Annotated in this window: 18 protein-coding genes and 1 tRNA gene; 9 read left to right on the top strand and 10 right to left on the bottom strand. The window is 71.1% G+C overall.

Annotated elements, in window-relative coordinates:
* Window positions 1-56: 56 nt before the first annotated feature.
* The 7 genes from HMPREF2833_RS00105 to HMPREF2833_RS00075 form a co-directional block, all read right to left on the bottom strand.
* Window positions 57-1,139, bottom strand: coding sequence for a lipid II:glycine glycyltransferase FemX (locus tag HMPREF2833_RS00105; protein WP_039100860.1), 1,083 nt, complete (start codon window positions 1,137-1,139; stop codon window positions 57-59).
* 88 nt (window positions 1,140-1,227) lie between these two features.
* Window positions 1,228-3,147 (bottom strand): FMN-binding glutamate synthase family protein, encoded by a 1,920-nt coding sequence (locus tag HMPREF2833_RS00100; RefSeq protein ID WP_070636138.1) that lies wholly within the window; start codon window positions 3,145-3,147, stop codon window positions 1,228-1,230.
* A gap of 101 nt (window positions 3,148-3,248) precedes the next feature.
* Window positions 3,249-3,530, bottom strand: a complete 282-nt coding sequence (locus HMPREF2833_RS00095) for an HPr family phosphocarrier protein (protein ID WP_070636136.1) — start codon at window positions 3,528-3,530, stop codon at window positions 3,249-3,251.
* A 57-nt stretch (window positions 3,531-3,587) separates the two neighbouring features.
* Entirely contained in the window at window positions 3,588-5,321 is a 1,734-nt protein-coding gene (gene ptsP / locus HMPREF2833_RS00090; RefSeq protein ID WP_070636134.1) for a phosphoenolpyruvate--protein phosphotransferase, read from the bottom strand.
* A 5-nt stretch (window positions 5,322-5,326) separates the two neighbouring features.
* On the bottom strand, window positions 5,327-7,456 hold the full coding sequence (locus HMPREF2833_RS00085; protein WP_070636132.1) for a PTS fructose transporter subunit IIABC: 2,130 nt from the start codon (window positions 7,454-7,456) through the stop codon (window positions 5,327-5,329).
* A gap of 46 nt (window positions 7,457-7,502) precedes the next feature.
* Window positions 7,503-8,690: a 1-phosphofructokinase family hexose kinase gene (locus HMPREF2833_RS00080; RefSeq protein ID WP_070636130.1), complete on the bottom strand. Its 1,188-nt coding sequence runs from the start codon at window positions 8,688-8,690 to the stop codon at window positions 7,503-7,505.
* Window positions 8,687-9,478, bottom strand: a complete 792-nt coding sequence (locus HMPREF2833_RS00075; RefSeq protein WP_070636128.1) for a DeoR/GlpR family DNA-binding transcription regulator — start codon at window positions 9,476-9,478, stop codon at window positions 8,687-8,689. The genes HMPREF2833_RS00080 and HMPREF2833_RS00075 overlap by 4 nt, the downstream gene beginning before the upstream one ends.
* Before the next feature lie 188 nt (window positions 9,479-9,666).
* Between HMPREF2833_RS00075 and HMPREF2833_RS00070 the strand changes: the two genes are divergently transcribed.
* The 4 genes from HMPREF2833_RS00070 (at window position 9,667) to HMPREF2833_RS00055 (ending at window position 14,344) form a co-directional block, all read left to right on the top strand.
* Window positions 9,667-11,412, top strand: coding sequence for an ABC transporter ATP-binding protein (locus HMPREF2833_RS00070; protein ID WP_070636126.1), 1,746 nt, complete (start codon window positions 9,667-9,669; stop codon window positions 11,410-11,412).
* Window positions 11,409-13,346, top strand: coding sequence for an ABC transporter ATP-binding protein (locus HMPREF2833_RS00065; protein WP_070636124.1), 1,938 nt, complete (start codon window positions 11,409-11,411; stop codon window positions 13,344-13,346). Before HMPREF2833_RS00070 ends, HMPREF2833_RS00065 begins: the two co-directional genes overlap by 4 nt.
* A 188-nt stretch (window positions 13,347-13,534) precedes the next feature.
* Window positions 13,535-14,137 carry a TIGR03085 family metal-binding protein gene (locus HMPREF2833_RS00060; RefSeq protein ID WP_070636122.1) on the top strand — a complete coding sequence of 201 codons (603 nt, stop codon included), beginning with the start codon at window positions 13,535-13,537 and terminating at the stop codon, window positions 14,135-14,137.
* A 130-nt stretch (window positions 14,138-14,267) separates the two neighbouring features.
* Window positions 14,268-14,344: transfer RNA gene (locus tag HMPREF2833_RS00055), tRNA-Thr, on the top strand.
* Window positions 14,345-14,660: 316 nt separating this feature from the next.
* On the opposite strand, the gene HMPREF2833_RS00050 is transcribed toward HMPREF2833_RS00055, so the two are convergent.
* Window positions 14,661-15,533, bottom strand: coding sequence for a DsbA family protein (locus HMPREF2833_RS00050; protein WP_070636120.1), 873 nt, complete (start codon window positions 15,531-15,533; stop codon window positions 14,661-14,663).
* Between the two features lie 189 nt (window positions 15,534-15,722).
* Here HMPREF2833_RS00050 and HMPREF2833_RS00045 point away from each other — a divergent pair, with 189 nt between their 5' ends.
* Genes HMPREF2833_RS00045 through HMPREF2833_RS00035 form a run of 3 tightly spaced genes read left to right on the top strand, consistent with a single transcriptional unit; the run spans window position 15,723 to window position 19,312 of the window.
* Window positions 15,723-17,246: an alpha,alpha-trehalose-phosphate synthase (UDP-forming) gene (locus HMPREF2833_RS00045; protein ID WP_070636118.1), complete on the top strand. Its 1,524-nt coding sequence runs from the start codon at window positions 15,723-15,725 to the stop codon at window positions 17,244-17,246.
* Window positions 17,239-18,036 (top strand): trehalose-phosphatase, encoded by a 798-nt coding sequence (gene otsB / locus HMPREF2833_RS00040; protein ID WP_070636116.1) that lies wholly within the window; start codon window positions 17,239-17,241, stop codon window positions 18,034-18,036. The genes HMPREF2833_RS00045 and otsB overlap by 8 nt, the downstream gene beginning before the upstream one ends.
* Window position 18,037: 1 nt before the next feature.
* Window positions 18,038-19,312, top strand: coding sequence for a DUF4032 domain-containing protein (locus tag HMPREF2833_RS00035; protein WP_070636404.1), 1,275 nt, complete (start codon window positions 18,038-18,040; stop codon window positions 19,310-19,312).
* On the opposite strand, the gene HMPREF2833_RS00030 is transcribed toward HMPREF2833_RS00035, so the two are convergent.
* The gene (locus HMPREF2833_RS00030; protein ID WP_070636114.1) at window positions 19,309-19,944 is read right to left on the bottom strand and encodes a TetR/AcrR family transcriptional regulator; all 636 of its coding nucleotides are present in this window, start codon (window positions 19,942-19,944) and stop codon (window positions 19,309-19,311) included. The genes HMPREF2833_RS00035 and HMPREF2833_RS00030 overlap by 4 nt on opposite strands.
* 414 nt (window positions 19,945-20,358) lie before the next feature.
* Between HMPREF2833_RS00030 and HMPREF2833_RS00025 the strand changes: the two genes are divergently transcribed.
* Together HMPREF2833_RS00025 and HMPREF2833_RS00020 are read left to right on the top strand one after the other, a co-directional pair.
* Window positions 20,359-21,141, top strand: coding sequence for an SDR family NAD(P)-dependent oxidoreductase (locus tag HMPREF2833_RS00025; protein WP_070636113.1), 783 nt, complete (start codon window positions 20,359-20,361; stop codon window positions 21,139-21,141).
* 4 nt (window positions 21,142-21,145) lie between these two features.
* Complete coding sequence (locus tag HMPREF2833_RS00020) at window positions 21,146-21,979, top strand: lysophospholipid acyltransferase family protein (RefSeq protein ID WP_083310870.1); 834 nt, start codon at window positions 21,146-21,148, stop codon at window positions 21,977-21,979.
* A 27-nt stretch (window positions 21,980-22,006) separates the two neighbouring features.
* Here the strand turns inward: HMPREF2833_RS00020 and HMPREF2833_RS00015 are convergent, their stop codons facing one another.
* A complete protein-coding gene (locus HMPREF2833_RS00015) occupies window positions 22,007-24,010 on the bottom strand; it encodes an acetoacetate--CoA ligase (protein ID WP_070636111.1) in 2,004 nt (667 codons plus the stop codon).
* Between the last annotated feature and the right edge of the window lie 593 nt (window positions 24,011-24,603).

The following is a 24,603-nucleotide window of genomic DNA, read 5'->3' as shown; positions in this document are numbered from 1 at the left end:
TCGGCTCTCAGGCCGGGACGCGGTGGACCCGCCAGGTGTCGCGGCGGGGTGGACGGTCAGTAGAACGGCTGCCCCGTGCGGCGCACCCACAGCTGACGCTGGACCTTCTCCGCCACGTTGGTCCAGACAGCGTATTTCGCGCGGCTGAGCGGCTGGTCCCAGACGCCTGCGTAGTCCACGACAGTTTTCGTGAAGCTCGTCTTGAACAGACCCAGGCCGTAGTAGTGGTGCTCCTTGTTCTTGAGCTGGTCCGAGGGCGGTGTGCCGCAGAAGTCGTACTGCGTGATCCCGTGGTCCCGCTTCAGGTCCGTGATCGCGCTCCACTGCACCAGGTGGGAGTCCCCGTACTGCTTGCGGCGGGGCTTGGAGCCGCCGTCCTTGTACGTTCCCTTGGAGCCGTACGCGATCACGTAGGCACCCACGGAGGGCTTGCCGTCCTCGTAGGTGAAGTACAGGCGTCCCTGGCCGCGTTCGGCGAAGTTCGTCCAGAACGCCCGGTAGTACTCGTAGGAGCGCAGGTTCACGTGCGCGTGGCCCTGGCCCACGGAGTCCATGAGGGTGTACATGGCGCGCATGTTCTCCTCAGTGAGGGGCACCTGCGCCACCTCGCAGCCCTCGCGGGTGGCGCGGCGCACGGCGTTGCGGCCGCGGGAGTGCAGGGATTTCAGCAGGGCCTTCTCGTCCATGTCCGTGTCCAGCACCGCGGTGGAGTCGTTCGGCTGGATCTCGAAGGACTTCACCAGCCCGCAGCGCGCGAGCACCCCGGCGGCGTAGTCCGAGGCCACGATCTCGGGCTCGTACTTGATCGCGAACACGCCCTTGGCCGCGCCGGCCACGAAGCGCTCGTTGGCGGCCACGATGCCCGGCATGTCGTCAACGGACTCCACGTCCGGGCCCTTGATCATGTACCAGAGCCTGCCGAGGGCAGGGACCTTCTTCTCGAGCACCAGGTTGTAGCTCGCCTGCGAGCCGTCCGAGGGTTCGTAGACCACGTGCCGGGGCGTCCACCCGTGGTCCTTCTTGACCTCCGCGAAGGCCTCCGACTGCAGCAGGTTGCCGCCCGCCGGGTTGGCCGTCACGTGGGAGTCCCACTCGGCGATCTCCTGGGCGGTGGCAAATCGTGCCGTGAATTCTCGCAAGGCTCTCTCAATCCTTCGACCGCGGGTCGTGCTCGGACGGTGGGCGACGCCGCGCGGCGACGCCGTCCCACATGATATCCCTCCGCGCTCAGGCCATCCCGGGGTTGCGGCTGCGGGAGTCGTCACGCGGATCCACGTTGTCGGGCTCGGGAACCGGGTCCCGCGTGGTGTGCTGGGCGCCCGCCGTGGTCCCGGGCTCGCCCTCCGGGCGCTTGCCGGTACCCGCCGGGGAGCCGTTCTCCCGGGAGTCCCCGGCAGCGGGGGCTCCGGCAGCGGGGGCTCCGGAGGGGGACGACGACGCCGCGGGGCGCCCGTCCGGGAAGCGCACGCCGGCGGCGCCGCCCGCGTACCTGCGGTCCGCCTCGGGGATCACGCCGGCCGGGGTCAGCGGCCCGCGGTCGTGGAACACGTACTTGCCGGGGTGGCCCGCGGAGAAGCGGTCCGGGTCCGCGTAGTCCCAGTCCTCACCCCAGCCGCCCTCGACGCCCTCGAACAGCTCACCGGGGCGCAGCCACTGGTAGAGGGTCTCGTAGGACGTGGACTGGGTGGCCGTGACCTTGCGCCGCAGCATCTCCCGGGTGAGCTCCTCGGGGTGCTCGCAGCCCATGGTGGAGATCATCTGCCCCGCCTCGGCCACCGTCAGGCGGTGGTAGCGCTCCACGCGCTCGCCCTTGTCCGCCACGTCCAGGGCTCGGTAGAGCCTGGGATCCTGGGTGGTGACCCCCACGGGGCACTTGTTGGTGTGGCAGGCCTGGGCCTGGATGCACCCGACCGCCATCATCATGGCTCGGGCGCTCATGCAGAAGTCCGCGCCCTGGATGATGTGGCGCACGATGTCGTGGCCCGAGGTGATCTTCCCGGCGCACCCGAGCTTGATGCGCTCCCGCAGACCGGAGCCCACGAGCGCGTTGTGCATGAGGATCAGGCCCTCCACGAGGGGCGTGCCCACGTGGTCCTGGTACTCCAGCGGGGCGGCGCCGGTGCCGCCCTCACCGCCGTCCACGATGATGAAGTCCGGGCTCACCCCCTCCTCGATCATGGCCTTGCAGATGGCGAGGATCTCCACGCGCGAGCCCACGCACAGCTTGAACCCGATGGGCTTGCCGCCGGAGAGCTCCCGCAGCCGCGCCACGAACCGGATCAGCTCGCGCGGGGTGGTGAACGCCGAGTGGCTGGCCGGGGAGATGCAGGTCTGCCCCTCGGGCACACCGCGGGCCGCCGCGATCTCCGCGGTGACCTTGGAGCCGGGGAGCACACCTCCCAGACCGGGCTTGGCGCCCTGGGAGAGCTTGATGTTGATGGCCTTGACCTGAGGCAGGTGGGACTTCTCCCGGAAGACCTCCGGGTCAAAGTTTCCGTGCTCGTCCCGGGTGCCGAAGTACCCGGAGCCGAACTCCCAGATGAGGTCGGCGCCGTGCGCCAGGTGGTACTCCGTGAGGCCGCCCTCACCGGTCTCCTGCGCGAATCCGCCCAGGGCCGCACCCTTGTTCATGGCCAGCACGGCGTTCTTGGACAGGGAGCCGAAGCTCATGGCGGAGATGTTCAGCAGCGAGGCGTCGTAGGGCTGGAGGCAGTCCGGTCCGCCCAGCCGCACGCGGTGCTCGTCCTCGGGCGCGGGTTTGGGAGCCACCGACTGCACGAAGTACTCGTAGCCGGGCTCGTTGACGTTCAGCTCGGTGCCGAACGCCTTGTCCCCCTTGAAGCCCTTGGCCCGGGAGTACACGAGCGAGCGCTGGTCGCGGTCGAAGGGCTTGCCGTCGTAGTTGCGCTCGATGAAGTACTGCTGGATCTCCGGGCGGATCTTCTCCAGGAAGAACCGCATGTGACCCAGCACGGGGAAGTTGCGCAGCACCGAGTGCTTGCGCTGCGTGGCGTCGCGCACGGCCACGAGCAGCAGGAGGAGGAAGGCGATGGCGGGGAACCACCATCCCCAGGGACCGAGGACTGCCGCGAGGACCGTGGCGAGGGTGGCCACGGCGAGGCCGGCGAGGATCAGATGACGCACCATGGGGACACCGTACCCCGCACGTCCGGAGCCCGGCCCGAGGTGTGCGGGCATGACACCGGCGCACCGGATCCCCGGAGGGATCCGGTGCGCCGCGGGGTTTGTCAGTCGGCGTCGAGGTCCGTCTCGATAATGCCCGCGAGGTGCTCGAGGGCCTCCTCGGCCCCCTCGCCCTCGGCGGCGAGGACCACGCGATCGCCGTGGGCGGCGCCCAGGGACATGAGGGACAGCACCGAGGAGGCGTCCATGCCCTCTTCGGCATCCTCACCATCGGCGCGGATGGTGATCTCCAGGTTCTCGTACTCCCCGGCCGCTTCCGCGAAGATGGCGGCGGGTCGGGCGTGCAGCCCCACGCGGGAGGCCACGGTGGCAGTGCGTTCTGACATGTCAGCTCCTAGTCGTTGTCTTGCGGGTGGTTTCGTTCCGGGCAGCCCCGGGGGCCGTCACAGACCCAGCTCGGCCAGCACGGGCAGCTCCGCCCGCACGGTGTCCCGCGCCTCCTGCGGACTCGTGGCCCGCAGTGCGAGACGCGCGATCCGCCGGGCCTGCTCCGTGTCCACGGTCCTCAGCACCGCGGCCACCGCGGCGAGCGAACGGGCGCTCATGGACAGCGAGTCCACACCCAGGCCCACCAGCACGACCGCGAGCGCGGGATCTGCCGCGGCTTCTCCGCACACTCCCACGTTCTTGGGGGTGGCGTGCGACTGCGAGGCCGACGCCGCCCCGCGCGTCACGCACTCGACCATGCGCAGCACGGCGGGCTGCCAGGGGGAGTTCAGCTCGGCCAGCGAGCCGAGCATCCGGTCCGCGGCCATCGTGTACTGGGTGAGGTCGTTGGTGCCCAGGGACACGAAGTCCACGCGGTCCAGGATCTGCTCGGCGGTCATGGCGGCGGCGGGCGTCTCGACCATCACGCCGCTCACGGGCAGCCCCGCCGCGTGGACGAGCTCACGGAAGTGGGCGGCCTCGGCCACCGTGGCGATCATGGGGGCCATGACCCGCACGTCCGCGGAGCTCTCGGCGGCGGCCGCGGCAATGGCCTCCAGCTGCCGGGCGAGAACACCCGGTGTGCTCCAGTCGGTGCGGTAGCCGCGCACCCCCAGCGCCGGGTTGGGCTCCTGCGCGTCGGTGAGGAACGGCAGCGGCTTGTCCGCGCCGGCGTCGAGCGTGCGCACCACGACCTTGCGCCTCGGGAACGCGGCGAAGACCTCGGCGTAGGCCTCGGCCTGCTCGGCCACGGTGGGCTCGGTGTCCCGTCCGAGGAAGCAGAACTCGGTGCGCAGCAGCCCCACGCCCTGGGCGCCGGCCTCGGCGGCCGCGCGGGCGTCGTCGCCCGTCCCCACGTTGGCCAGCAGGGGGACCGCCGTGCCGTCCGCGAGCTCGCCGTGCCCGTCGAAGGACGCCAGCTGCTCGCTCGCGCGCCGCCACGCGGCCACGGCCTGCTCCTCCGTCCCGCCCGGTTCGGTGACGACCGCCCCGGCCGCGCCGTCCACGTACACACGTGTTCCGCCGGGCAGCTCCAGCACGCCGGCCACGGCGACCACCGCGGGCAGACCGAGGTTGCGGGCGAGGATCGCCGTGTGGGACTGAGGACCGCCGGACTCGGTGACCAGGGCCAGCACCACATCGGGGTCGAGCACCGCCGTGTCCGCGGGCGCGAGGTCCTCTGCGGCGAGCACGAACGGCTCACGGCGCTGGGGCACGCCGGGGGCGTCCTCCCCGCGCAGCTGCGCGACGATCCGCGCACGCACGTCCTCGATGTCCGCGGCGCGCTCCGCCATGTACCCGCCCATGGCACGCATCTGGTCCGCGTAGGCCGTGGCGGCCTGCCACAGCGCGCGCTCGGGGCTCAGCTGCTGCGCTGCCACGAGCTTGCCGGCGTTCTTGGTCAGGGCCCGGTCCCCCGCCATGAGGGCGGTGGCCTTGAGCACCTCGGCCGCGGATTCGGACCGGGCGCGGGCGGCGCGCTCGGTGAGCTCGGCCTTGACCGCGAGCGCGGCGGCCTTGAGCCGGTCAACCGCCGCCTCGGGATCGCCCGTGAGCGGATCCCCCTCGGGCGGCTCCGTGACGGCCGGGGCCATGTGCACCAGGGGCGCGATGACCCGCCCCGGGCTCACACCCACGCCGTGCAGGCTCTGCTGCTCGGGGCTCTGCTGCCCCGTCCGGTTCTCGTCCATGGTTCTCACGCTTCCACGGTCTGCGGGGTGGTGGGAACCCCGGGGGTCTCGGCGGCCCGCTTCTCGACGCCGCCCACGCGCTTGAGGAGCGTCACCAGGACAGCGGTGATCACGGTTCCCACCAGGATGGAGCCCACGAAAGCTCCGAGGCCGCCGATGACGGGCCAGATCCAGATGCCCCCGTGCGGAGCCGCGGAGGTGACGCCGAAGGCCATGGTCATGGCTCCGGTGACCACCCCGCCGGCCATGCACGCGGGGATCACCCGCAGGGGGTCCGCCGCCGCGAACGGAATGGCACCCTCGGAGATGAAGGACGCCCCGAGCAGCCACGACGTCTTGCCGTTCTCCCGCTCCGCCGGGGTGAAGTCCTTCCGGCCCAGCACGGTGGAGGCCAGGGCCAGCCCCAGCGGGGGCACCATGCCCGCCGCGATCACGGTGGCCATGATCTCCTGGGGCGCGGTGTTGGTCGCGGTGGCGGTGCCCAGCCCGGCCACGGCGAACGAGTAGGCCACCTTGTTGATGGGGCCGCCCAGGTCGGAGCACATCATGAGACCCAGCACCGCCCCGAGCGCCACGGCGGACGCCCCGCTCATCCCGGCGAGCAGACCGGTCAGCCACGTCATGAACGCCGCGATGGGCCCGCCGATCGCCAGGAACAGCAGCCCGCCCGCGAAGAGCGAGGCCAGCAGCGGGACGATCACCACGGGCATGAGCGAGCCCAGCCAGCGGGGCAGCCGCGGCAGGCTCAGCCAGTACGCGCACAGGCCCGCGAGCAGGCCACCCACGATGCCGCCGATGAAGCCCGCTCCCATGAAGTTGGCCACCAGACCCGCGGTGAAGCCCGGGGCGATGCCCGGCCGGTCCGCGAGCCCGTAGGCGATGTAGCCCGCGAGCGCCGGGACCAGCAGGCTCATGGACAGGTTGCCGATCGTGAACAGCACCGCGCCCAGGTACATGGACAGGGACACGTCCCCCAGGTTGCCCAGGGTGGCGGTGCCCAGGACGTCCTCCGCCTGCTGGGCCACGGCCACCGGGTCCGCGATCATGAACGCGATGGCCATGAGCAGACCGCCCGCGGCCACGAACGGGATCATGTAGCTCACGCCCGTCATCACGGCCTTGCGGATGCGCGTGCCCCAGCCCTCGCCCGCGGTCAGGGCATCGGCCGTGGCCGTGCCGTCACCCGTGACGCGCGGTGCGCGGGGGTCGTCCGCGGCGGCGAGCGCCTCCTCGACCATCTCGCGGGGCTCGTCGATCCCCCGCTTCACGGCCGAGGCGATGTACGGCAGGCCCGCGAAGCGGTTGCGCTCGCGGACATCCACGTCGGTCGCGAAGATCACGGCCTCGGCGCGCGCGATCACCTGCGGATCCAGGCGGGTGGCGCCCGAGGAGCCCTGCGTCTCGACCTGCAGGTCCACCCCCATCTCCTGCGCGGTGTTGGTCAACGCGTCCGCGGCCATGTAGGTGTGCGCGATCCCGGTGGGGCACGCGGTCACGGCCACGAGCCGACGCGGGCCACGGGCCTCCCGCGCACCGTCCTCACCGTGGGACGACGACGCCGCGGCGCCCGCTCCCCCGGTCGCCGCACCGGCCGCGGTGGCACCCGCGGCGGGAGCCGCGGGTGAGCCCGCCGACGAGGTGCCGTCCCCCGCGGGGCGTGCGGCGGCGTCGTCGTCGGCCGGAGCGAGACCCAGGGCCCCGTCCACGACGGCCACGACCTCCTCCGCGGAGGCGGCCTCGCGCAGGGAGGCCACGAACGGCTTCTTCATGAGGGAGCGCGCGAGCTTGGAGAGCAGCTTGAGGTGCTCCTGGTCCGCGCCCGCCGGAGCCGCGATGAAGAACACGATGTCCGCCGGGCCGTCCTTGGCACCGAAGTCCACGGCCGGGGCCAGGCGCGCCATCACGAGGGTGGCCCGGGTGACGGCCTCGGAACGGCAGTGCGGGATGCCGATGCCGCCGGGGATCCCGGTAGCGTTCTTGGCCTCGCGGGCGAGCGCGTCCGCCGCGAGCGACTCGGCGTCCCGCGCGCGGCCGTCGCGGTGGACGGTGGCCGCCAGGGCGCGGATCACGCTGTCGGTGTCCCCGCCCAGATCCCGGTCCAGCAGGACCAGGTCGGGGGTGATGAGTTCTGACATCTCGGTGCTCCTCGGGTACGGGCCGGTGCGGCGCGCAGTGGGTGGATCAGGGACGACGACCCGCAGGCCCTCGGCCGGGACCGGGGACGTACGGGGCGTCGTCGGCGGGACCGGGCGCCGACGCCGTCCCCGGTGGGTCGGCGGGCCGGGTCGTGGCGGGCTGCTTCACGGCGGGCTGGGTCGCGGCGGCCCGGTGCCGTGCGGCGTCGTGGGCCGTGCCCCGCGGGGTGTGGGAGACCTGCGGGGTGTTGGAGGCCTGCGGGGACGCCGCACACGGGCCGAGCTCCGTCACGCGCACGGCCTCGGGGGTCGTCTGGGCGGAACTCGGCATCAGGGTGCCCGGCAGCGCGGCGGCCGCGGAGCCGTGGGCCACCGCGTGGCGCAGGCACTCGCTCGGGGAGTCCCCCCGCTCGGCGGCCACGAGGTAGCCGGTCAGCGCACTGTCCCCGGCCCCCACCGTGGAGCGGACGGTGACCGGTTCGTGCACCGCGTGCCACGCGCCGTCGGCCGTGACGAGCACGGCGCCGTGCCCGCCCAGCGTGCACAGCACCGCGCCCACGCCGCGCTCCACGAGGATGCGCGCGGCATCGGCCGCGGCCCGGGGGTCGGCCTCGAGCGCGTCGCCGTCCTCGCGGCCGAGCAGCTGGGCGAGCTCGTGCCCGTTGGGCTTGATGACGTCCGGCAGCACGGTCGCTCCCGGGGCCAGCGCCTCGGTCAGCGGGGCCCCGGAGGTGTCCAGGGCGTACGACGGCGCCGCGGCCCCGAGCGCCCCGCGCACCCGGGACGCGATGACCGCGTACACGTCCTGGGCGGGTCCCGGGGGCACGGAACCGGCGAACACGAGCCACGAGGCACCGGCGGCACGGCTCACGATCCGCTCCACGATCCGCTCCACGGTGCCCTCGTCCAGGGCGGGACCGGGCTCGTTGATCTTGGTGGTTGTGCCGTCCGGCTCGGTCACGGTGATGTTCGTGCGGATGGAAGCGCCGGTGGACACGTTGTCGTAGCGCACCCCGGCGGCGTCGAGCCCCGCGAACAGGGGGTCGGTGTCGTCGCCGGGGGCGATGGCCACCGTGGCCGCTCCCCCGGCGGCGAGCGCCCGCGAGATGTTGATGCCCTTGCCGCCCGGGTCCTGGCGGGTGGCGTGTGCACGCTGCACGCGGCCACGGGCCAGCGGGGCGGAGAGGTCCACCGTGCGGTCCACGGAGGGGTTGAGGGTCACGGTGATGATCATGCGACGACCACTTCCACGTCTGCGTCTTCGAGGGCCTGCGCGAGGTCCCCCATGGGTGCCCTGTCGGTGATGAAGGTGTCGATCTGCTCCAGCGAGCAGAATCGTGTGAGGGTCTCCTGGTCCTGCTTGCTGGCATCGCACAGCACCACCACGCGGCGCGCGGCCGTCACGATCGCAGACTTCACCACCGCCTCGATGGGGTCCGGGGTGGAGAGCCCGAAGCGGGCGTGGGCGCCGTTGCAGCCCACGAACGCGAGGTCCGGTCGCAGCTGGTCGTAGTGCTGGGCCGCACGGGAACCGGTGGCCGCCCACGTGAGCTTGCGGATCCGTCCGCCCACGAGTTCGAGCCCCACACCCTCGGCGTCCGCGAGCTTGGCCGCGATGTGCAGCGCGTGGGTGATCACCAGCTGCTCCTGACCGCCCTCCAGGTGGTTGTCGCGGGACAGCATCAGCTCCGCGAGCGCCTCCACCGTGGTTCCGGCATCGAGCACCACGGCCCCGGCGCCGGCGTCCTCCAGCAGTTCGAGGGCCTTGAGGGCGATGCTGTGCTTCTGCGCGGTGGCCAGACGGTGGCGGGAGTCCATGCCCTGCTCCCCGCTCGTGGACTGGTCCACGGACACGGCTCCCCCGTGGACGCGCCGCAGCCTTCCCTGGGACTCGAGGACCGCGAGGTCCCGTCGGATGGTCTCCATGGTCACCTCGAAGCGGCGGGCCAGTTCCGCGCCGTTCACCCGGCGCTCGCGGGTCACGGTGCGGGCGATCTCCTCGTGTCGTTCTGCAGCGAACATGCTCACCTCACGGACGGGGCTGCTGGTCTCACGCGTGTTGGATGTGAGCTTATGTCTGTTTATGTGGTTTTACCACCCTTTTTCCCACATTTCTCCCGTCGTCCCCGACCGAACCGTGTCGGGGCGACCGCGTATATTGGGCCCGTCATCGGCTCCGGCCGCGCTGCTCTGCGTCAGGATCGACCGTCATGCTGCTGCGCCTTCTGCGCACCCACGCCCGTCCCTACCTCCCCTGGGTGGTGGGGGTCCTGGTCTTCCAGCTGATTTCCACGATCGCCACCCTCTCCCTGCCGAGTCTCAACGCCAGGATCATTGACAACGGCGTGACCAAGGGGGACACCGACTACATCTGGAGCACCGGCGCGGTGATGCTGGCGGTCGCCCTGGTCCAGGTGGTCTCGGCCGTCGTCGCCGTGTGGTGCGGCGCTCGCACCGCGATCGGCGTGGGTCGGGACCTGCGCCGCAGCGTGTTCCTGCGGGTCGGCTCGTTCAGCGCGCGCGAGGTCGGGAGCTTCGGGGCGCCCTCGCTGATCACCCGCAACACCAATGACGTCCAGCAGATCCAGATGCTCACGCTCATGGCCCTGAACTTCATGGTCATGGCACCCATCATGTGCGTGGGCGGGATCATCATGGCCCTGCGGGAGGACCCCGGGCTGTCGTGGCTCGTGTGGGTCTCCATCCCCGTGATGGGCGTGCTGCTGGGGCTCGTGGTCTCCCGGCTCATGCCGTGGTTCCGCACCATGCAGGAGCGCATCGACGGCATCAACGGCGTGCTGCGCGAGCAGATCACCGGCATCCGCGTGATCCGCGCGTTCGTGAAGGAACCCTTCGAGACGCGGCGCTTCGCCCGCGCCAACCAGGACATCACGGACATCTCCCTCAAGATCGGCGCACTGTTCGTACTGATGTTCCCCGTGATCAACATGGTCATGCACCTGGCCACCGCGGCCGTGCTGTGGTTCGGCGGCCAGCGCGTGGACCAGGGGCAGATCGAGGTGGGCGCCCTCACGGCGTTCCTGCAGTACATGCTCCAGATCCTGATGGCCGTCATGATGGCCACGTTCATGTTCATGATGGTCCCGCGCGCGGTGGTCAGCGCCGAGCGCATCACCGAGGTGCTGGACACCCACCCCGCCATGCACCCCCCGCAGCGGTCGGCCGCGGCCCCGCGCGCTCGCGGCAGGCTCGAGTTCCGGGACGTCACCTTCCAGTACCCCGGGGCCGAGGCCCCCGTGCTGGACGACATCTGCTTCACCGCGGAGCCCGGGCGGACCGTGGCGATCGTGGGGGCCACCGGATCCGGGAAGAGCACCCTCATCAACCTGATCCCCCGCCTCATCGACCCCGTGGGTGGCGAGGTGCTGCTGGACGGGCTGGCGCTGCCGGACTACGCCCCGGAGGACCTGGCCGGGCGGGTGGGTCTCGTCCCGCAGCGGCCCTTCCTGTTCTCGGGCACCGTGGCGAGCAACCTGCGCTTCGGGCGCGAGGACGCCACGGACGAGGAGCTGTGGGAGGCCCTGCGCGTGGCGCAGGCGGAGGACTTCGTGCGGGCCATGCCCCAGGGTCTCGACGCCCCCATGTCCCAGGGCGGAACCAACGTCTCGGGCGGTCAGCGCCAGCGGCTCAGCATTGCCCGTGCCCTCGTGGCGCGCCCGAGCGTCTACGTCTTCGACGACTCCTTCTCCGCACTGGACGTGGCCACCGACGCCCGACTTCGCGCGGCGCTGCGCCCGGTCACCCGGGACGCCACCGTGGTCACCGTTGCCCAGCGCGTCTCCACCATCACGGGCGCGGACGAGATCCTGGTCCTCGAACGGGGCCGCATCACCGCCCGGGGCACCCACGAGGAGCTCGTGGCGAGCAGCACCACGTACCGGGAGATCGTCACCTCCCAGCTGTCGGCAGACCAGAGCACCGGAGGCGCACTGTGAGCGAGACCCAGGAACCCGCCCGCAAGCCGCAGCAGTTCTGGGCCTCGGCCGCGCGGCTCATGAAGCTGCTCACGCCGCACAAGGCGGCCCTCACCGTGGTGGTCCTGGCCGTGGTGGTCTCGGTGGTCCTGGGCGTGTGGGCGCCGCGCGTGCTGGGACGTGCGATGGACGTGATCTTCGCCGGCGTCGTCGGCCGCTCCCTGCCCGCCGGTGCGGACCAGGAGCAGGTGGAGGCCGGGCTGCGCGCGCAGGGCCAGGACTCCACCGCGGACATGATCTCCGCCATGACCCTGGTCCCCGGCCAGGGCGTGGACTTCACCAGGCTGGGCACCCTCATCCTCACGGTCCTCGCCATGTACACCGTGGCCTCCGTGCTGATGTGGCTGCAGGGCTACGTGCTCAACCGCGTGGTGATGCGGGTGGTGTACGACCTGCGCGCCGAGGTGGAGCGCAAGATCAACGCCCTGCCGCTGAGCTACTTCGACACCCGCCAGCGCGGGGACGTGATGTCGCGGGTGACCAACGACGTGGACAACATCCAGACCGCGCTGCAGCAGACCTTCGCGCAGCTGGTCCAGGACGTCCTCACCGTGCTGGGCATCGTGGTCATGATGTTCGTGGTCTCGTGGCAGCTCGCCCTGGTGGCGCTGCTCGCGCTGCCGCTGTCCGCGGTGGCAGCCGGCGTGATCGGCACCCGCTCCCAGCGCATGTTCAAGGAGCAGTGGAAGGCCACGGGCCAGCTCAACGGGCACATCGAGGAGTCCTTCTCGGGCCACGAGCTCGTCCACGCCTACGGGCGTCAGCGTGAGATGCAGGCGCAGTTCGACGAGCGCAACGAGGAGCTCTACCGCGCCGCCTTCGGCGCCCAGTTCCTGTCCGGGACGATCATGCCCGTCATGCAGTTCATCTCCTACCTCTCCTACGTGGGCATCGCGGTGCTCGGCGGGCTGCGCGTGGCCACCGGGCAGCTGACCCTGGGGGACGCCACCGCGTTCATCCAGTACTCGCGCGAGTTCACCCAGCCGCTGTCGCAGGTGGCAGGCATGGCCACCCAGCTGCAGTCCGGCATCGCGTCCGCGGAGCGCACCTTCGAGCTGCTGGACGCCCCCGAGCAGGAGCTCGAGACCCCCACCGCCCAGCTGCCCGCACGGCTGCGTGGCGAGGTGCGCTTCGAGCACGTGGACTTCTCCTACGACAAGGCCGCCCTCGCCCAGGGCGCCAAGCCCATGATCGAGGACCTCTCCCTGCACGTGGAGCCCGGACGGACCGTCGCGATCGTCGGCCCCACGGGTGCCGGGAAGACCACGCTGGTGAACCTGGTCCTGCGCTTCTACGAGATCGACGGCGGGCGGATCACCCTGGACGGCATCGACATCCGGGACCTGGCCCGCCACGACCTGCGCTCCCAGGTGGGCATGGTGCTGCAGGACGCGTGGCTGTTCAGCGGCACGATCATGGAGAACATCCGCTTCGGCCGCCAGGACGCCACGGACGAGGAGGTGGTCGCGGCGGCGCAGGCCACGTACGTGGACCGCTTCGTGCGAGCCCTGCCGGACGGCTACGACACCGTGATCAGTGAGGAGGGGTCTTCGGTCTCCGCCGGGGAGAAGCAGCTGATCACGATTGCGCGAGCCTTCCTGTCCCAGCCGTCCCTGCTGATCCTGGACGAGGCGACGTCTGCTGTGGATACCCGCACGGAGCTGCTCGTGCAGAAGGCCATGGCGGCTCTGCGGGCGCAGCGCACGTCCTTCGTGATCGCCCACCGGCTGTCCACCATCCGGGACGCGGACACGATCATCGTGATGCGTTCCGGGCGGATCGTGGAGCAGGGCTCCCACGCGGAGCTCATCGAGGCCCAGGGCGCGTACGCGGAGCTGTACGAGGCCCAGTTCAACGAACCCGAACCCGGCGTGGGTGCCGACGCGGACGCCTGATCTCCGGACGGGGCACCGCGCCCCCTCCACACGCACTCGTGGCGGCTTCCCGGTGGCTCCGTCGTGCCGGTTCCGCCGGTGTGCGCAGACCCCCGATCTCGGCGCCAGGGTGCCCCGGGGCGGTGGCGCACCCGGCCGAGCGCGTCTACCGTGGTCGTGATGGTCCACCCCACAGAACGGATGTCCCCGTGACAAACTTCGCCAATGTCGAACGCCGCCACCTCGCCGCACTGCTGCGCCGGGTCGGCCCTGATGCCCCCACGCTGTGCGAGGGGTGGGACACCCGCGACCTCGCCGTGCACCTCGCCATCCGCGATGCGCGCCCGGATGCGGTGCCCGGGATGTTCGCACCCAAGCTCCCGCTGCTGGGCTCGCACACCAGGTCCGTGGACGGGGACTACCGCGCCATGCCGTGGGAGTCCCTCGTGGACCTCGTGGAGCGTCCCCCGCTGCACTCCCCCGGTCGCTGGTCCCCGGTGGACAAGCGCATGAACACGGGCGAGTTCTTCGTGCACCACGAGGACGTCCGCCGCGCGCAGCCGCAGTGGCACCCGCGTCAGCTGCTCCACGACGAGCAGAAGGCCCTGTGGGCCATGCTCAAGCTGGGCGGTCCGGCCATGCTCCGCAAGGAGTCCGAGTCCGTGGTGCTCCTCGCCGCGGGCTTCGGCGCCGTGCGCGGCGGCAAGAAGTCCGCCCGCCGCGTGAAGATCGTGCGCGGCGAGCCCTCGGAGCTGCTGCTGTGGGCCTTCGGACGCCGGGAGCAGGCCGCGGTGGAGATCTCCGAGGAATGACCCCCGCGCCTCGCTGACAGTCGGCCACGCTCCCCGGGGAGCGTGGCCGACGTCGTCTGCGCGGGCCGCCCGGCGCGGTCCAGTATCATGGAGCGGTCCCGTTCTCGCGGCAGCGAACCGGGGCCGCAGCGCCTCCTTAGCTCAGATGGCCAGAGCATCTGTCTTGTAAACAGAGGGTCGCCGGTTCGAATCCGGCAGGGGGCTCCACAGCGCCTGGCGCACACGAGGGGCACACGGAACACACCGTGTGCCCCTTCGCCGTTCCCCCCTGGTGCGCGCCGGGTGGTTGCCGCGCGCACGACGCCGCCGCACTCGGCAACCGGGCGACGTCCCGATCGCCAGCACCTCCTGCGGGCGCGCGGTCACCGTTCAGGGCCCCGGCCGCACCCACGACGCCGCCCCGCCCTGCCCTGCCCCGGCACGGTTCCGACGGGCGCAGCCCGCGCCCGATGATTCCCGGGAGCACGGGAACGGGCCCCGTTCCTGGAGGAAAAGGGCCCGTTCGGCACGGAAGCTGCGGCGCCTACTTCTTGGCGTCGACGGCCTTCTTGAGCATGTCCTCGAAAGCCCCCTCCTCGTAGCGCTTGCCGTCCACGAACATGGTGGGGGTCCCGGCCACGCCGTTGGTCACGGACTCGCGGGTGGCCACGTCCACCATGGGGCGGTAGGTGTTCTCGTCGATGTCCTCGGCGGTCACGGAGGCCCCGTGCTTCCCGGCGATCTCCGCGAGCTCCTGGTTGCTCAGACCACCGGTTCCCTGGTGGGTGAACACCTCCTGGGAGTACTCCAGGAACTGGTCCGCACTGACCTGCTCGGCCACCAGGTAGGCCGCGTTGGCGGCGCGCGAGGAGTACTGGTCGGGAGTGGCCTTGTCCAGGAAGTTGAGGTTGCGGTACTCCACGTCCAGCTTCCCTGCGTCCACGTACTTCTTGAGGAGCTCCGCGTTCTCCTTCTCGAAGTCCGCGCAGTGCACGCACTCGTAGTCCTGGAACACCACGAGCTGCACGGGCTCCCCGTTGGTGGCCGCCTTGTCCGCGTCCACGATGCCCGGGGGCGTCTTGGTGGTGTCCGGCTCCTCTGGGGCGGGCGGGAGGGTGGAGAGGTCCCGCTCCTCGACGTCCGAGGTGTTCTGCGGGATGCCGTCCTTGGTGACCGTGATGCCGCCGTACTGGTTGGCGCTCGTGGGCACGGGGCCGGCCTCGGGGATCTTGGACTTGCTGTTCTGCCACATCACCAGCCCGATGATCAGCACGATGGCCAGCACCAGGGCCACGATGCCCAGGATCAGACCGAGGGGTCGACCGCTGTGGCGGCGCGCCTGGCGGTCGGCGATCTGCCGGGCCCGCTCTCGGGCGTCCGCCGGTGAGGAACCGGCATTGTTGTTCTTGGAAACCATGGGGGCCAGGTGTCCTTCCGTGGGGCGTGGCGGGGTGTCGACAACTCGTCCTCAGGGTACCCGGCCCGGAGGTCGCCCACGACTCAGCGGGCACCCAGGGGCCTCCCCGGAACGCGCCGCCCCTGCCCGGCGGTGGTACGCCCACTTAGGATGGAGGGAAACCAGCCGGTACGCGGGAAGGGAACCAGCATGAGTGCAGAACAGTCCATGGAAGAGGTGGCCGTCCCCCGGGACGGCTACGACTTCGTCGTGGTCTCCAACCGGCTCCCCGTGGACCGGGACGTGGCCGAGGACGGCAGCAGCACCTGGCGGCGCTCCCCCGGCGGCCTGGTCAGCGCGCTCGCCCCGGTCATGGCGCAGCGCGACGGCGCGTGGATCGGCTGGCACGGCGCCCCGGACGAGACCCTGGAGCCGTTCGACCACGACGTCTTCCACCTGGTTCCGGTGACGCTCAGCGAGCTGGAGGTCACCCGCTACTACGAAGGCTTCTCCAACGCCACGCTGTGGCCGCTGTACCACGATGTGATTGCACCCCCGGAGTTCCACCGCACGTGGTGGTACGCCTACCGACGCGTCAACGAGCGCTTCGCGCGCACGGCCGCCGAGACGGCCGCGCAGGGCGCCACCGTGTGGGTGCAGGACTACCAGCTGCAGCTCGTGCCGCGCATGCTGCGCCGGTTGCGCCCGGACGTGACCATCGGGTTCTTCAACCACATCCCGTTCCCTCCCACCGAGATCTTCTCCCAGCTGCCGTGGCGCCGGGCCGTGCTGGACGGGCTCACGGGCGCGGACCTCATCGGCTTCCAGCGTCCCGGGGACGCCCAGAACTTCCAGCGGTGCGCGCGCAAGTACCTGGGTGCGCAGTTCACCAAGGGCACCGCGGTGATGTCGGAGGACACCGCGGACGGCCAGGGGACCACCTGGACCGTGCACGCCGAGTCCTACCCCATCTCGATCGACGTGGACTCCATCCAGGAGCTCGCCGACGATCCCCAGGTCCAGGCGCGGGCGCGGGAGATCCGCGAGGAGCTCGGCAACCCCGAGACCATCTTCCTGGGAGTGGACCGGCTGGACTACACCAAGGGCATCCGGCACCGCATCAAGGCCTACGGGGAGCTGCTGCACGACGGCGAGATCACGGTGGAGGACTCCGTGCTGATCCAGGTGGCCAGCCCGTCCCGCGAGCGCGTGGACTCCTACCGCCAGTTGCGCGAGCTCGTGGAGGGCATGGTGGGCCGGATCAACGGCCAGCACGACACCATCTCGCACACCGCCATCCGCTACCTGCACCACGGGTACCCGTTCGAGGAGATGGTGGCGCTGTACCTCGCGGCGGACGTCATGCTCGTGACCGCGCTGCGGGACGGGATGAACCTCGTGGCCAAGGAGTACGTGGCCGCCCGCCGGGACCGCTCCGGCGCGCTCGTGCTGTCCGAGTTCACGGGTGCGGCCGAGCAGCTGAAGCAGGCCATCCTGGTCAACCCGCACGACATCGACGGTCTCAAGGAGGCCATCCTGCACGCGCGGGACATGCCCGCGACCGAGGCCCGCAAGCGGATGGCGTCCATGCGCCGCCAGGTCCTCACGCACGACGTCGTGGACTGGTCCCAGCGCTTCCTGGACGACCTCGCATCCCACGCCGGCGGCGCGGGCGGACCGGAGCACGACGCCGCACGGCCGGGTGACGCCCCGAGCGGAGCCGACCGTGGGTGACGGGGTCGAGGACGCGCTCGACGCCGCGGCGGAGGCCGAGAGCCTGCTCGTGGCACTGGACTTCGACGGCACCCTGGCTCCGTTCACCGAACGCCCCGAGGACTCGCGTCCCCTGCCCGCGGCCCGGGACGCCCTGGATGCCCTGGCACGGCTGCCCCGCACCACGGTGGCCGTGATCTCGGGGCGTCCTCTCGACTTCCTGCGCACCGTGGTGGATCCTGACCGCGCCATGGTGCTCTCGGGATCGCACGGTGCCGAGGTGGATCTCGGTGCGGCCCCCGGCGCGGACGGCGGCACCGAGATCGTCCTGGACCCGCAGCAGCGTGAGCTCCTGGCGCGTGCCGTGGCGGACACCGAGGCGATCGTGGCGCGCTACCCGGGCTCGCGGGCCGAGCACAAGCCCGCGGGCGTCGCGTTCCACACCCGCCCCATCGCCGATCCGGAGGTGGCGCAGCGCGCCCTGGCCGACATGAGGAACGCCTATGCCGCGGTGCCGGGGCTGCGCGTGACCCCGGGGCAGCAGGTGGTCGAGTGCTCGGTGCTCAGCGCCACCAAGGGCGACGGCCTCGACGCCATCCGCGCCGCGGTGCGCCCGGACGTCACGGTCTTCGCCGGGGACGACGACACGGACGAGGACGCCCTGGCCGTCCTGGGCCCTCGCGACGTGGGCATCAAGGTGGGCGCCAAGGACTCCGTGGCGCCGTGGCGCGTGGCGGATCCCGCGACCCTCGCCGAGGCACTCGCGGGCCTCGTGCGGCGTCGTGCTCGGGCCCTGGGCCACGCCGGCTGACATGGCCGACACCCAGCAGCCGGGAACCTCGGCCCCGGCGCACCCGCCGCGCGGCGTGTCCATCAGCACGGCATTCCCCGATCCCGGGCTGCTCGAGCTGCCGTGGGACGTGCCGCTCGAGAACTGGCCGCCCGAGGTGCTCGCCGCGTACCCGCGCGGGCTGTCCCGTCACGTGGTGCGCTTCGCCCGCGTGGGTGAGCGCGTGGTGGCGGTGAAGGAGACCACCGCGCACTACGCCCGGCGGGAGTACGGACTGCTGCGGAGGCTGCAGCGCATGGGAACCCCCTCGGTGGTCCCGGACTCGGTCGTCACGGACCGGTGCGCACCGGACGGTGAGCCGCTGCCGGCGGCCCTCGTGACCGACCACCTGAGCTTCTCGCTGCCCTACCGCGCGATCTTCGAGCAGGTTCCCTCCCCCGGGACCATCGAGCGTCTCGTGGACGCGCTGGCCCTGCTGATCGTGCAGCTGCACCTGTCCGGCTTCTACTGGGGGGACGTCTCGCTGTCCAACACGCTGTTCCGCCGGGACGCCGGGGAGTTCGCCGCCTACCTCGTGGACGCGGAGACCGGTGAGCTGCATCCCCGGCTCACGCGCGGGCAGCGGGAGTACGACATCGACCTCGCCCGCACCAACGTGGCCGGGGAGATCATGGACCTGCTGGCCGGTGAGCACATGCAGCAGCGGCTCTCGGAGGAGGGGGTGGACCCCGGGTCCGTGGACCCGTTCGTCGTCTCGGACCGGCTCGTGGAGACCTACAACGGCCTGTGGGAGGAGCTGACTGCGACCGAGGTGTTCTCCGTGGCGGAGCGCTGGCGCGTCCAGGCCAGGGTGGAGCGGCTCAACGACCTCGGATTCGACGTGGAGGAGGCCTCCCTGGACTCCGACGAGGCCGGCCGCGTGCACCTGCGTCCGAGGGTGGTGGAGCCCGGGCACCACAGCCGCAGGCTCCTGCACCTCACGGGACTGAACACCCAGGAGAACCAGGCCCGGCGGATCCTCACGGACATCGACCAGTTCGGTCACGCCCTGTACCCGGGTCTTCCCGAGGACCTCACGGCGCAGCTGTGGATGCGCGAGATCTTCGCGCCCATCATGTCCGCTGTCCCCGCCGAGCTGCACCGCAAGCGCGAACCTGCGCAGATCATCCACGAGGTCCTGGAGCACCGCTGGTTCATGTCGGAGAAGGCGGGCGAGGACGTGGCCACCGCGGCCGCGGCGCAGGACTACGTGAAGTCCTACCTGGCGCAGCGCCCGGACGAACGGGACGTCTTCTAGTCCTCGTCCGGGGGGACGCAGATCAGGTCGGTCACGGCCCGGTGCACGCGCTCTGTCCACTGCTCGTCCAGTGATCCGTACCGCGCCACGTGGGCGTACGCCGCACCCAGGATGAAGTCCACCACCATGTCCAGGTCCACGGAGGCCCGGATCAGCCCGCGGTCCCGGTCCCGCTGCAGCAGGGAACGCAGCGCATCCATCCGAGGGCGGACCACCGAGGAGCGCAGCACCTGGGCCGTCGCTGACCCGGGCTCCTGCAGCAGCGTGATCGCCACACCCAGGCCCATGTCCCGCAGCAGCAGCTCCACCGCCTCCGTGAGTGCCTGCTCCCACGTGGCGCCCTCCGGCAGGGAGCCCGCCGCCGCGGCCGTGTGCCTGAGGGCCGCCTCGAGCAGCTGAGGACTGTTGTCGTAGCGCCGGTAGATCGAGGTCTTGGCCACGCCTGTGAGTGCCGAGACCGCCTCGATCGTCACCCGCTGCGGACCACCCTCCCGGAGCAGGCGCAGTGCCCCGGTCACAATCCTGCGGTCGGTCCGGGCCGTGCGGGGGTCCACGGACTCACTCGCGACGGCCTGCGGGTCCGGCTCGGGGGGCGACGGGCGCGATGCTGGAGCACTGGCGCTGTCGGTCACGGGGCTCCTCCGGGTGTCGGTGCGGATGGTTCACAGGCAGTGGACGGGTGATTCACGGGCGGTGGGCGTCCCGCCCTCGGTCCGTGGGCGGGACGCGGTGCAGGCTCGGGGAGCGCCCGCTCCGCCGCAGACGGGAGCGGGCGGCGTCGTCCGCCACGGCAGGCCACCAGGACCACCGCACCCCACCCGCGCGGCGGGCACCGGCCCACCGGGCGCGCCGCCGCACCACGTGGCCGACCACGCACCCCCGCCGGAGGCGACGCCGCCACCTCGTGGGCATCCGTGGCCCGCCCGGTCCAGGGCGTGGCCCGCCCGGCCCGGGGCAGCAGACTGCGGACCCCCTCCGCGCAGCTCCCCGCAGGTCAGCCCGCAGGTCCACTCAACGCTACGCCTACCGTAGTGTATCTTGGGGGCATGCTTACCGCTCTCGTGACCGGTGGGACGTCAGGCATCGGTGCCGCGTTCGCACGCTCCCTCGCCCGCAGGGGCTTCAACCTGATCCTGGTCGCACGGGACGAGGACCGCCTCGCCCGCACGGCGAACGACCTCACTGACGAGCACGGCATCCACGTCGAGACCGTGGGGGCCGATCTGGCCGTCGCGGAGGACCTCGCCAGGGTCGCGCGGCGCGTCGAGGACCCCGACCGCCCGGTCGACATGGTGGTCAACAACGCGGGCTTCTCCGTCAAGACTCCCTACGCGGACGAGGACTTCAGCCGGCACGAGATGGGGTTCGACGTCATGTGCGCCGCAGTGGCGCGCCTCTCCGGCGCGGCGGCCCGCGCGATGACCGCCCGTGGAACGGGGTGGGTCGTCAACGTGTCGAGCGTCTCCGGATACGTCACCATGGGCGAGTACTCCGCAATCAAGGCCTACGCCACGAACATGACCGAGTCCCTGGCCGTGGAGCTGCACGGCACGGGAGTCCAGGTCACTGCCCTGCTGCCGGGATGGGTCCGCACCGAGTTCCACAGCCGCGCGGGCATCGCCGGCTCCTCGATCCCCGACTTCATGTGGCTGGACGCGGACCGCCTGGCGGAGGAGGCCCTCGCGGACATCGCGCGGGGCAAGGTCATCTCCATCCCCACGCTGCGCTACAAGGTCATGGCCACCACCATGCGCCACCTTCCCCGTCCCGCTGTCCGCTGGGTCTCCCGTCAGATCTCGGGAATCCGACGCCGCGAGATCCAGGCCTGATCCCGTGTCGCGTTCCCAGGAACCTGCCGAGAACGACTCCGCCAAGCCGGCACGCCCCCGAAAGGCCAGGGAACCGCAGCCCCGCCCCCGGGTGCTGGACTCCCTCGAGGGCTCCGCCGGACAGCCGGAGCCCCCTCCCCCGGCTCCCCCTGCGGAGTCCGCTGAACTGACCGCGGCCCACTACACCCACCCGGTGCGGCGTCTCGCGCGCAGAGTCGCGCAGACCGTCTTCTTCCGCGGCATGGTGAACCGCACGATCACCCGCACCAACCTGGTGGACCCGGCGGCGTACGGGGTCAAGGGCACGTGCGTGGTGGTCGCCAACCACTCGAGCCACCTGGACGCCCCGCTGGTCATGAGTGGAGTGCCGCACTACATCTCCCGCGACCTGGCCACGGGCGTGGCCGCCGACTACTTTTTCACGGCGTGGCACAAGAAGTTCTTCACCCAGCTCGTGTTCAACGCGTTTCCCGTGGACCGGCGCGGCGAGGGTGCCAATCGAGGTCTGTCCAAGAAGCTGCTCGCGGCGGGCATCCCCCTGCTGATCTTCCCCGAGGGCACCCGCTCGAAGACCGGCAAGATGGCACCGTTCCAGATCGGAGCGGCGTCGCTTGCCCTGTCCACCCAGGTGCCCGTGGTGCCCGTGGCCCTCATCGGCGCGCACGAGGCCATGCCCCGGGGGGCCAACTGGCCGCGCCGCGGTCGTCCGCCCGTGGTCGTGGCCGTGGGCGCACCGCTGCGCGCGCGGAGCAACGAGAACGCCATCGGCTTCAACGAGCGGATCGAAGCCGCCGTGCGGGCGCTGTACGCCGCGAACCGGCACCACATCCGGGACTGACGGCCAGAGCTGGGCCCGCGCCGAACCTCAGGACCCCGGCCGTTGCGAGGTGTGCCGACGCGCCGTCTCGGCATACCAGTCGAGGACGGCCGGATCTTCCACCGTGGCCCGGTTCAGGCTGCTCGGATCCGCGCCCTGGAACAGCTTCTTCACCGGGATCTCCAGCAGCTTGCCCGTGCGTGTGCGCGGCACCGCCGGCGCCTCGATGATCTCGTCCGGCACGTACCGCGGCGAGACCTGCTCGCGGATGGCGGCCACGATGCGCTGCTCCAGATCCTCCGTAAGCCGGGTGCCCGGTTCAGGAACCACGAACAGCGGCATGTAGTAGTCCCCGCCGACCAGTTCGGCACCGATCACCATGGACGTCGCAACGCCCGCCACGCGGTCCACCACGTGGGTGAGATCAGCGGAGCCCATCCGGATGCCTCCGCGGTTGATCGTGGAGTCCGAGCGGCCGTGCACGATGAACGGCCCCTCGGACAGCTGGGTCACCCAGTCCCCCTGACGCCAGACCCCGGGGAACATGTCGAAGTAGGCCTCGCGGTAACGCGAGCCGTCCGGGTCGTTCCAGAACCCCACGGGCATGCTCGGCATGGGCGTGGTGATCACCAGCTCCCCCACCTCGTCCCACACACGCTCACCGCGGGAGTTCCAGGACTCGGCGGCCACACCGAGGTACGGCCCCATGATCTCGCCCCGGTACACCGGCTGGTACGGGTTGGTCCCGATGAACGCGCTGGTGACGTCCGTTCCCCCGGAGTCCGAACCCAGCCGCACGGTGGAGGAGACCGACTCGTACACCCAGTCCCACGTGGCCTCCGGCAACGGGGATCCCGTCACCAGGATGGAGCGCAGCGCGGAGAAGTCCAGTCGAACGTTCGGCACCACACCCGCCCTCTGCACCATGGACAGCACCCCTGCGCCGGTGCCGAAGAACGTGGCCCGGTTCCGTGCGGCGAGCTCCAGCGACTTCTCGGGGCCCCCGAACGTGGGTGACCCGTCGTAGGTGATGATGCGGGCTCCGGTCAGGAGGATTCCCACCAGCATGTTCCACACCATCCACGTGGTGGCCACGGCGTAGTAGGCCACGTCATCCGGCCCGAGACCCGCGTGCAGACCGAGTGCCTTGCAGAACTCCAGCACCACTCCCCCGTGGGAGTGGACAATCCCTTTTGGTTTACCCGTGGTCCCCGAGGAGTAGAGGATCCACAGGGGGTGCTCGAAAGGAACCTGCTCGTAGCACGGTTCCGCAGGCTCTCCCAGGATGTTCGACAGGCGCAGGGCGCTGTCAGGCAGCGGTCCCACATCCCCATCCCCCATCTGGTCAACCACAATCAATTGCTCTACCGAGGGCAAGACACCCAGCAGCGACTCGTAGGACCCCGTCATGTCCCGCACGGTGCCCCCGAACTCGTAGCCGTCCACCACGAACAGCACCTTGGGCTCGATCTGGGCAAACCGGTCTGCCACCCCCGCCGGCCCGAAATCGGTGTTCACCACCGACCACACGGCACCCACGGACGCCGTGGCGAGCAGGGCCACCACGGTCTCCGGGATGTTCGGGAGCACCCCAGCTACGCGATCGCCTCGCTCCACTCCGAGGTCCCGCAGGCGGCTCGCGAGCGAGGCAACTCGGGCTTCCAGATCGGCCCAGGTCCACTCGACCGGAGGACGCGTCTCGTGCTCTCCGATGACCGCGACGTCATGTGGCGAGACCCTTGCCCACCGCAGGCTGTTCTCGGCATAGTTCAACCGGGCCCCGGGAAACCACTCGGCCCCGGACATGGCATCGGACCTGAGGGCACACTCCCCCGGTGACGACGCCACAATGTCGAAGTGCTCCCACACCGCTTGCCAGAACCCGCCCAGGTCGCTGACGGACCACTCGTGCAGGGACGTGAACCCCGGAAGGCTGAGACCGCGGGATTCCTCGACCCACCGGGCAAAGCCCGCCATCCGTGAATCACGAACCGCCTCCGGCGAAGGCTGCCACAGGGGGGCTCTGCTGTTCTCGCGTTCTCGTGCCGTCATCGGATCAACAGTCCTCTCGCTCACGGTGACCCACCACGTGGGATGGTGCTCGAAACCTACCAGGTGGCGTGTCTCACAGGCGGGAGGACCAGAACTTCAGACGTCCCCACCGCCGGTGGAGCGAAGAGGCGAGCAGCAAGGGAAGCCGTGAGAAGCACCGGGTCGGCTCACTCTGGTGGACACGCGGGCTCTCGGAACATGCAACGACTGTCAGGAGCAGGAGCCCGGCATGGACCGCCAGCGGCACGTGAAGCCACGGCGCACGGTGCAACGCCATGGACCTGAGGAGCGCGGCACGGTGCGCGGCACGTGGGCGGCGGCCCAGCCACCAACCGGTTCGGGGCCGATGCCGAGGGGCGGTAGCGGCCAGAGGCCGGTCGCGGCGTGAGAGTCTGGGGCGAGCCGCGGTGTCCGGGCACGGATCCTGGGATCGCGGCGATCCGTTGTCGGCCCCGAGGCGTCTGCGCAGTGGCGGCTGGTGGGGGAATGCTTGTTAAATGTGGGGAGGCCCCACCTGGTCCACTCGGTGTGAGTGGTCCTGGTGGGGCCTCAACCCATCCTACGTTGATTCCGGCGGTGACTTACTCTCCCAC

It is taken from the genome of Kocuria sp. HMSC066H03 (assembly GCF_001812045.1).
In the GTDB taxonomy this organism is placed as follows: Bacteria; Actinomycetota; Actinomycetes; order Actinomycetales; family Micrococcaceae; genus Kocuria; species Kocuria rhizophila.
The sequence above is the reverse complement of the archived record's forward strand: the minus strand, read 5'-3'. Positions and strand labels throughout refer to the sequence as shown.

Bases quoted from the DNA above. Each gene is read 5' to 3' on its own strand.
- HMPREF2833_RS00095 (WP_070636136.1), bottom strand. From the start codon at position 3,530: ATGTCAGAACGCACTGCCACCGTGGCCTCCCGCGTGGGGCTGCACGCC.
- HMPREF2833_RS00015 (WP_070636111.1), bottom strand. From the start codon at position 24,010: ATGACGGCACGAGAACGCGAGAACAGCAGAGCCCCCCTGTGGCAGCCT.
- HMPREF2833_RS00100 (WP_070636138.1), bottom strand. From the start codon at position 3,147: ATGGTGCGTCATCTGATCCTCGCCGGCCTCGCCGTGGCCACCCTCGCC.
- HMPREF2833_RS00035 (WP_070636404.1), top strand. From the start codon at position 18,038: ATGGCCGACACCCAGCAGCCGGGAACCTCGGCCCCGGCGCACCCGCCG.
- HMPREF2833_RS00025 (WP_070636113.1), top strand. From the start codon at position 20,359: ATGCTTACCGCTCTCGTGACCGGTGGGACGTCAGGCATCGGTGCCGCG.
- HMPREF2833_RS00050 (WP_070636120.1), bottom strand. From the start codon at position 15,533: ATGGTTTCCAAGAACAACAATGCCGGTTCCTCACCGGCGGACGCCCGA.
- HMPREF2833_RS00070 (WP_070636126.1), top strand. From the start codon at position 9,667: ATGCTGCTGCGCCTTCTGCGCACCCACGCCCGTCCCTACCTCCCCTGG.
- ptsP (WP_070636134.1), bottom strand. From the start codon at position 5,321: ATGGACGAGAACCGGACGGGGCAGCAGAGCCCCGAGCAGCAGAGCCTG.
- HMPREF2833_RS00080 (WP_070636130.1), bottom strand. From the start codon at position 8,690: ATGATCATCACCGTGACCCTCAACCCCTCCGTGGACCGCACGGTGGAC.
- HMPREF2833_RS00075 (WP_070636128.1), bottom strand. From the start codon at position 9,478: ATGTTCGCTGCAGAACGACACGAGGAGATCGCCCGCACCGTGACCCGC.
- HMPREF2833_RS00045 (WP_070636118.1), top strand. From the start codon at position 15,723: ATGAGTGCAGAACAGTCCATGGAAGAGGTGGCCGTCCCCCGGGACGGC.
- HMPREF2833_RS00085 (WP_070636132.1), bottom strand. From the start codon at position 7,456: ATGTCAGAACTCATCACCCCCGACCTGGTCCTGCTGGACCGGGATCTG.